This window comes from Endozoicomonas atrinae, from assembly GCF_001647025.1.
GTDB classification, from domain to species: Bacteria; Pseudomonadota; Gammaproteobacteria; order Pseudomonadales; family Endozoicomonadaceae; genus Endozoicomonas; species Endozoicomonas atrinae.
This window is the reverse complement of record NZ_LUKQ02000913.1, coordinates 1-250: the sequence shown is the minus strand read 5'-3', so window position 1 is coordinate 250 and position 250 is coordinate 1. Positions and strand designations below refer to the sequence as shown.

Genomic DNA, 250 nt, shown 5'->3' with positions numbered 1-250 from the left:
TGGATATCAAGGTAGGCGACACCTCAGCACCGTACATCTCGTGAATGGCTTCGGCAATATCACGGGTGGTCATGCCTCGGGCATAGAGGGTAAGGATTTGCTGATCAAGCTTGTTTAGCCGAGTCTGTCATCACCGATGTAATAAGTCTTCAAAACACCAGTTTAATTTGACCTCCCGATTAACCCTTTTCTGGCCGATTGTTTTCCTGTTGGTATCAAGCAGGGAGCAGCGCCATGACCAATCGAGAGG

Annotated in this window: 1 pseudogene; it reads right to left on the bottom strand. The window is 48.8% G+C overall.

The features are described 5' to 3' along the window. Positions 1-127: pseudogene (locus AK963_RS33000) on the bottom strand (transposase); the annotation flags it as partial. Positions 128-250: the final 123 nt, after the last annotated feature.